Annotated in this window: 7 protein-coding genes and 1 pseudogene; all 8 read right to left on the bottom strand. The window is 56.4% G+C overall.

The window, feature by feature from the left end; translation table 11 throughout:
• Positions 1 to 71, bottom strand: a pseudogene (locus ACQRBH_RS16860) (Maff2 family mobile element protein); the annotation flags it as partial.
• Positions 72 to 91: 20 nt separating this feature from the next.
• Positions 92 to 1711: a recombinase family protein gene (locus ACQRBH_RS16865; protein ID WP_074754402.1), complete on the bottom strand. Its 1620-nt coding sequence runs from the start codon at positions 1709 to 1711 to the stop codon at positions 92 to 94.
• A gap of 111 nt (positions 1712 to 1822) precedes the next feature.
• A complete protein-coding gene (locus ACQRBH_RS16870) occupies positions 1823 to 2011 on the bottom strand; it encodes a transposon-encoded TnpW family protein (protein WP_020995296.1) in 189 nt (62 codons plus the stop codon).
• 14 nt (positions 2012 to 2025) lie between these two features.
• The gene (locus ACQRBH_RS16875; protein ID WP_074754404.1) at positions 2026 to 2868 is read right to left on the bottom strand and encodes an ATP-binding protein; all 843 of its coding nucleotides are present in this window, start codon (positions 2866 to 2868) and stop codon (positions 2026 to 2028) included.
• Positions 2865 to 3617, bottom strand: a complete 753-nt coding sequence (locus tag ACQRBH_RS16880; protein WP_074754406.1) for a phage replisome organizer N-terminal domain-containing protein — start codon at positions 3615 to 3617, stop codon at positions 2865 to 2867. Before ACQRBH_RS16880 ends, ACQRBH_RS16875 begins: the two co-directional genes overlap by 4 nt.
• Before the next feature lie 112 nt (positions 3618 to 3729).
• The gene (locus ACQRBH_RS16885; protein ID WP_004452819.1) at positions 3730 to 4116 is read right to left on the bottom strand and encodes a cysteine-rich VLP domain-containing protein; all 387 of its coding nucleotides are present in this window, start codon (positions 4114 to 4116) and stop codon (positions 3730 to 3732) included.
• Positions 4106 to 5731, bottom strand: coding sequence for a relaxase/mobilization nuclease domain-containing protein (locus tag ACQRBH_RS16890; protein WP_075704893.1), 1626 nt, complete (start codon positions 5729 to 5731; stop codon positions 4106 to 4108). Before ACQRBH_RS16890 ends, ACQRBH_RS16885 begins: the two co-directional genes overlap by 11 nt.
• Positions 5703 to 6101, bottom strand: a complete 399-nt coding sequence (locus ACQRBH_RS16895; RefSeq protein WP_002584975.1) for a plasmid mobilization protein — start codon at positions 6099 to 6101, stop codon at positions 5703 to 5705. Before ACQRBH_RS16895 ends, ACQRBH_RS16890 begins: the two co-directional genes overlap by 29 nt.
• Positions 6102 to 6231: the final 130 nt, after the last annotated feature.

Genomic DNA, 6231 nt, shown 5'->3' on the forward strand with positions numbered 1-6231 from the left:
TTTGCTGATGTGCGATAAAGAAGTAATAGAAGTGTAAAAAATTTTGCCGTTCCTATCCGGCACTTGGCCATTGTGTCGGATAGGTCGGGCGTTAGGCTTCGGGCAAGTCAATTTTGCCGACAAAGCTGTAATAAATCTCAATGTCCTGCCTGCGGGTGCCGTTCTCGTCATAGCTGCACTCATGCACGACGATTTTCTCAATCATTTCCCGCAAGAGGGTGGGTGTCAATTCCTCAAAGGCAAGGTGCTTGCGGACAATCCCCATGAATTTCTCGGCGTTAACGGTGGCCGCCTGCGACTTGTCCAGTTCCGCCTGCAATGCGGCGGTGCGGTCTTTCAGTTCCCGCTGCTCCTGCTCATAGTCTGCCGACAGTTCCATGAAACGCTCGTCGCTGATTTTGCCGTTCACATTGTCCTCATACAGCCGCTTGATAATGCGGCTCACTTCGGCAATCCGCTCCTGCGCCTGTTCAAGCTGCTTGGTGGCTGCGGCGGTCTTTCTCTTGCCGCCGATTTCGTTCTGCTGGATCAGCAGCTTTACAAAACGGCTCTCGTGCCTGGCAGCATACTCCGTCACTTGCCGGAGATTGGAGAGGACACCGGCGGTCAGCAGGTCGGTGCGGATAAAGTGCGCCGTACAGTCGCGGGTGCGCTTCTTGTAGCTGCCGCAGATGTAACAGTCCTGCTTGCGGTTCTTGTTCTGATACCGCTGCTGGTACATCACATGGCCGCAGTCGGCGCAGAACAGCATACCAGAGAACAGCCCCACTTCGTCATAGCGGTTCGGGCGTTTGCGCTGCTTGCGTAACTCCTGCACACGCTCCCATGTTTCCGTGTCAATAATCGGCTCATGGTGGTTCTCAAAAATGGCCTGCTTCTCAATGGGATTTTCTACGCTGTGCTTGGTCTTGTAAGAGGGCTTTTCCGTCTTGAAGTTTACCAGACAGCCGGTGTACTCCCGGTTTTCGAGGATATGAACGACGGTGTTCGTCGCCCATTTACACTCATAGCCGGGGTGGTAGCGGCGTGTGCTGCCTGTCCTGCGGTATTCCAGCGTCCCCGGCGTGGGGATTTGCTGTTCCGTCAGCATACGGGCAATCTTGGTCGGGCCGTTCCCCGCAAGGCAAAGCTGGTAAATCTGCTGGACAACCGGCGCGGTTTCCTCGTCAACGATATAGTTCTCGTCCTCGTCCATGAGGTAGCCATACACCGGCTTGCTGGTAACGGGCTTGCCGCTCATGCCTTTTGCTCTTTTAACTGCCTTGATTTTCTTGCTCGTATCTCTCACCAGCCATTCGTTGAACAGATTTCGCAGAGGGGTAAAATCATTGTCCATGCCGCCGTTTGCGCTGTCCACATTGTCGTTGACAGCGATAAAACGCACGCCCTTTTGAGGGAACAGCATTTCCGTGTAAAACCCTACCTGCAAGTAGTTTCGCCCTAACCGGCTCATGTCCTTGACAATGACCGTACCAACTTTCCCGGCTTCAATGTCCGCAAGCATGGCTTGAAATCCGGGCCGCTGGAAGTTCGCGCCGGAATAACCGTCGTCGGTGTACCAGCGCAGATTGGTAAAGCCGTTCTGTTTTGCGTAGGTTTCGAGTATCCTTTTTTGGTTCGATATGGAATTACTCTCGCCTTGCAGCTCGTCCTCATGGGACAATCTCGGATAAAGGGCGGTAATGAGGTTTTGGGTGGCTTGTCTTAACATAAAATCCTCCGTTTCCGACAGCCAGCCCCACTATTCCGTGGTTTCATTGTACCACGGAACAGCGGGGGCTGTACAGCGGCAAAAGCGTTAAATTTGCTTCTTTACAGTCGGTCAAATTGCCGGTTTTTGCGTAGCAGCGGCTTCCGCTTCCAGTACCCGCGCCATTTTGTCGGCGGCGGTGGTCGTGGTATCTTTCTTGAAATAGCCGGACACGACAAGGACGGAATTGCCCATGCGGATTTCCGTCACGCAGTCGGGGCGGCGGGCGGTGCGGGTGTCGTGCTGCTTGTTATCTGCCATAGGCAATACTCCTTTCAGTCGGTAATCAGTTTCTTCATGCTCTCCATTTTCCGCTTGGCGGTTTCCTGCCGGAAGTTGTCGCCGGTAAAGCGTACCGGGACGCACATGGAAAGCAGCCGGTCATAAATCCGGGAATGGGCGGTGTCCTCCGGGTTTCGCAGGTCGTCCAGCGTGAGGTTGGTCGTGACGATCAGCGGCTTGCCGCTGCGGTAACGGCTGTCAATCACATTGAAAACCTGTTCCAGCCCGTAGTCGGTGCCGCGTTCCATGCCAAAGTCGTCAAGGATCAGCAGCGGATAGCGGCAAAGGCGGGAAATGTACTCGTTGCGCCCCTCAAAGCTGGCGGCAAGGTCATTGAGGATCAGGGCAAAGTTCGTCATGTGGACGGGGATTTCTTTCTCCATGAGGGCGTTTGCGATACAGCCCGCAAGGTAGCTTTTCCCGGTTCCTACGCCGCCCCAGAACAGGCAGCCGATATTGTCTGTCCGCATATCCTCCCAATGCTCCACATACCGGCGGGCAAGCCCGGCCTGCGGGTTCCTGCCGTTGTCATTCTCGAAAGTCCAGTCCCGCATGGCGGGGTCGGTAAAGCCCCGGCGTTTCAGTTCTTCCACGGTGTCAAGGTGCCTGCGCCGCTTTTCGGCGGCTTCCCGTTCCTCGCGGGCGGTTTTCTGGCAGTCGCACTCTGCCGGGTGGCGGTCGCGCCCGAAGATAGCGGCCTTATCCGGCGCAAAATAGGCTTCTTTCGGCTTGCGGCACTTGCCGCAGTACAGCAAACCGTCCTCGCCGGTGTAGTCCTCCGGCTCCGGGGTGGTGGCCGTCATATTCTCCAAAACAGCGTTGATTTCGTTCTTCATAAACTCTCGCCCTCCTTGCATGAGTAGTCTGGTATGCCCTTTTTCGGGGCTTTCTTAGTTGCGTCCTCCTGCGCCCATTTGTAGATGGTGGCGGCATGGCTCTTGTATCGCTTGCCGCTGGACGCGATATGGCAGGATAGCCGGTCAATGTAATAGTCCCATTTGCCGGGCAGGTCTGCTTTCAGCCCGTCCAGTTCCGATTGCGAAAGAAAAACATTTTCATACCGGCCATAGGCGGCGCGGGCGGGTTGTCCCGTATCTAACTCTCGCTCTCTCTCTTTTTCTATCTCTTTCTCTATCTCTATCTCTGGTGGACAAATGTCCGCTTGATATGGTGGACATTTGTCCGCCCCGGCCTTTGGCAAGGCTTTCTGCTCCTGCAAAGCCAGCCTTGCCCGCCGTTTTCGCTCCCCCTCGGTAGAGGATTGGCCGATCAGTAGTTCAATGTTGCTCATATACAGTGCGCCGTTCTGTAACGGCTCCACAAGCCCCAGCTTCATAAAAATCTGCAAGGCCCGTTCTACGGTGCCGACTTGCTGACGGGTAATGGTGGCAATCATCTGCGCGGTGTAGGGGATATTTTCATCAAGCTGCAACTTCCCGCCGTTTTTCAGCGATTTCAGGTACAGTTTCAAGAGGATGTTGGAATAGAGGATACCGTCCTGCATACTTTCCAGCAGCACAATGGCGTCCTCGTCAAAGTAATTCTCTTTCAGCTTGAGGTAGTAGTATTTTCGGTTGTCTGACATGGTTCCTCCTTTGGGTGGATTTGGGGTGTTTGTACGCATTTAGAACGCCGTTTCCGGGGGAAAAGGATAAATGTATCGCGTACCCTTTGACACCCACGAAAAAAGCCTTGATTTATGCGGGTTTGAAAGGCTCTAAAGCGTGACATCTCTGCCTTTGTTTCCGCTTTCTCTCGGCGGCGCGGATTTTCTTCATGCGCCCGGCGCAGTCGGGGCAGTATTTCCCCCGGTTGGATTTGGGGACAAAGGCCGCTCCGCAGACGGCACACCGTTTCCGGCTCCCCCGGTATAAGAGGGCTGCGGACAGCTCCCCGTCAAGGGGCAGGACAGCCACACGGAACCAGCGGCACATGAGGGAAAGGGAAATGCTCTGGACGCACACGCAAGGCTCCCCGTCGTCTAACAGCAGGCAGTTCCCCTCGTCGTAGTTACAGCACTCATGTACCAGCCGCCGCGCCCGCCGGTGCTGGCGGTAGTCCATGCGGGGCAGGTTATCGCTCATGGCTCTGCTCCTTTCTGCGGTGCGGCTCGTCCCGGCGCAAAATCTGGTTGATATTCCGCTTGACGGTCTGCAACTCCTTGAACCGCTGCTTCTGTTCGTGATAGGTGTTATACAGGCCGTCTTTCTCGGAGATAAGCTGCTCGATCTCGGCCTGCAACGCTTTCCGGGCGGGCAGCTTGGTAATGCCATGCGCCTTGAAATACCGGGGGGCTGCGTCGGCTATGATAAAATCGCTCTCATGGGCCTGCCGGTATGCGGCGCGGGCTTTCTCGGATTTCTGCGCTTTCAACCCGTCGCGGGCGGGCTTGGTCTGGGCGTAGGCCAACACCTGCCGCTGCAACTCCTTTTTCCCTTGCAGCTTGGTTTCCAGTGCTTTCAGTTCGCCGCTGGTCTGGCGCATTTCCGCATAGGCGGTATCAACGGCGGCTTCTAACTGCTCCGGGGAAGTAAAGCCGTACTGCTGGTAGACGGACAGCGTTTTGGCGGCCTGCTTCAGATTGTGTATCTTCGCCCAGCGTTCATAGCCCCGGCCTTTGCCCTCGGCCATTTTCTGCTCAATGTCCACAAGCCGCTGCACTCCGTCCTGTTTGGGGGCGGTTTGAGGGGCTTTTGCGGGCTGTATGCCGCGTTTCTCCTGCCAGGGGTATTCAGGTATGGCTGCGGCCTTTTCTATGGCTCTGGCGGCATTCTGCTCCAAAACGGCAAGGACGGCGGTGCGGTCAAAATCGTCGCCCAGCTTCCGGGCGGTGATGGGCTTTGTCCTGTCCGGCGTGAGATAGGACAGCCGCCCCCGGCTCTCCTTGACGGTCACACCCTCCCGCAGCAGCAGAGAGGAAAACTCGTCAAAGCTGGCGGCGGTGGCAAGGGCTTTCCGTATGGTCTGCCGCAGCTTTTCCTTGTTCGTTTCAAACTTGGTCTGCCGGGGCGTGATACCATCGGCAATCATGGGGGCGTTCTGCTTGTCCAGCGCGGCTTGTCCCTTTTTCTGCGCCCAATACTCCCGGTCGGTGATGCGGTTCTTGCTGCCGTTCAAGAGGTCGATTTGGTAAAGCCCCTCCCGGTGGCACATCTCCATGACTTCGGATTTGAAGTAGCGCAGGGCAGCGTCGGTACATCGGTGCTTGCAGCCGGCTTTCGTGTCGGCTGGCCTGTCCATGTAGGGCAGGAACGGCACTTCCTCAATCCGCAGGCTGTTTATGACGATATGCACATGAATGTTGCCGCTGTGGTTATGCCCGTCCGGGTGGGTGCAGACAAGGGCTTGGTGGCCGGGGAAATGTTCTTTACAGAATTGCTCCCCCAACGCCTGCGCCCGGTCTACGGTCAGGCCGTTGTCCGGCCCGTCCCGCGGGTCAAAGCTGATGATGTAGTGGTGGCTTTTCACATCTTCCCGCCGCTGGTTTTTCTCATAGCGGAGATTGGCCCGCATACACGCAACGGCAAAATCCTCCCCGCCGCAGTTCAGCGTAGACAGCCGGTAGTCCTCGCGGGGGATAAGCCTGCCGGTTTCATCAAGGACGGGCTTCATGGTAAATTCGTCATGCTCAAAGAGCAGGTATTGTTCGGCGGCTCCGTAGTCGGCGTTTTTAGAGTTGATATGTTTGAGTGTTGCCAACCGCGTCACCTACTTTCTTTAAGACTTCATACTTGAGGGCGGCAAGGTCGGCTATGGCGGCGCGTACCTCGCCGGACAACGCATGATAGGGCGCGCCGTACTCGTTCAGATACCGGGCAATCTGGTTGAGGTTGCCGCCGATCCTGCCGTACTCGGCTGCGAGCTTCCCGACAGCGGAGAGCAGTTCGTCATTGACCGACGACACATGGAGTACGGGGCGTATGGTGGTACGCCGGATCGCCTGCCGGAGAAATTCCGACTGGCTGATACCATAGGGCGCAAGCCGCGCTGTGAAGTCGGCGTATTCATCTTCGGTCAGCCGGGTTTTCACAACGCGGCTGCGGTGGGGTGTGTTGTATTTTTTTCGCATGGTCGTGACCTCCTTTCTTGCCGCATGAGCGCGGCGGGGATAAGCGGCGCAAGCCGCATAGCAGGGTTTGGGGAAGGCACTCCCCAACAAGTTTCCCGCGAGGGGCAAAACCGCAGAATTGCGGATTTTG

It is taken from the genome of Bariatricus sp. SGI.161 (assembly GCF_050313695.1).
GTDB lineage: Bacteria > Bacillota > Clostridia > Lachnospirales > Lachnospiraceae > JAFBIX01.

Coding starts and splice junctions, on each gene's coding strand:
- ACQRBH_RS16865 (WP_074754402.1), bottom strand. CDS start 1,711: ATGTTAAGACAAGCCACCCAAAACCTCATTACCGCCCTTTATCCGAGA.
- ACQRBH_RS16870 (WP_020995296.1), bottom strand. CDS start 2,011: ATGGCAGATAACAAGCAGCACGACACCCGCACCGCCCGCCGCCCCGAC.
- ACQRBH_RS16875 (WP_074754404.1), bottom strand. CDS start 2,868: ATGAAGAACGAAATCAACGCTGTTTTGGAGAATATGACGGCCACCACC.
- ACQRBH_RS16880 (WP_074754406.1), bottom strand. CDS start 3,617: ATGTCAGACAACCGAAAATACTACTACCTCAAGCTGAAAGAGAATTAC.
- ACQRBH_RS16885 (WP_004452819.1), bottom strand. CDS start 4,116: ATGAGCGATAACCTGCCCCGCATGGACTACCGCCAGCACCGGCGGGCG.
- ACQRBH_RS16895 (WP_002584975.1), bottom strand. CDS start 6,101: ATGCGAAAAAAATACAACACACCCCACCGCAGCCGCGTTGTGAAAACC.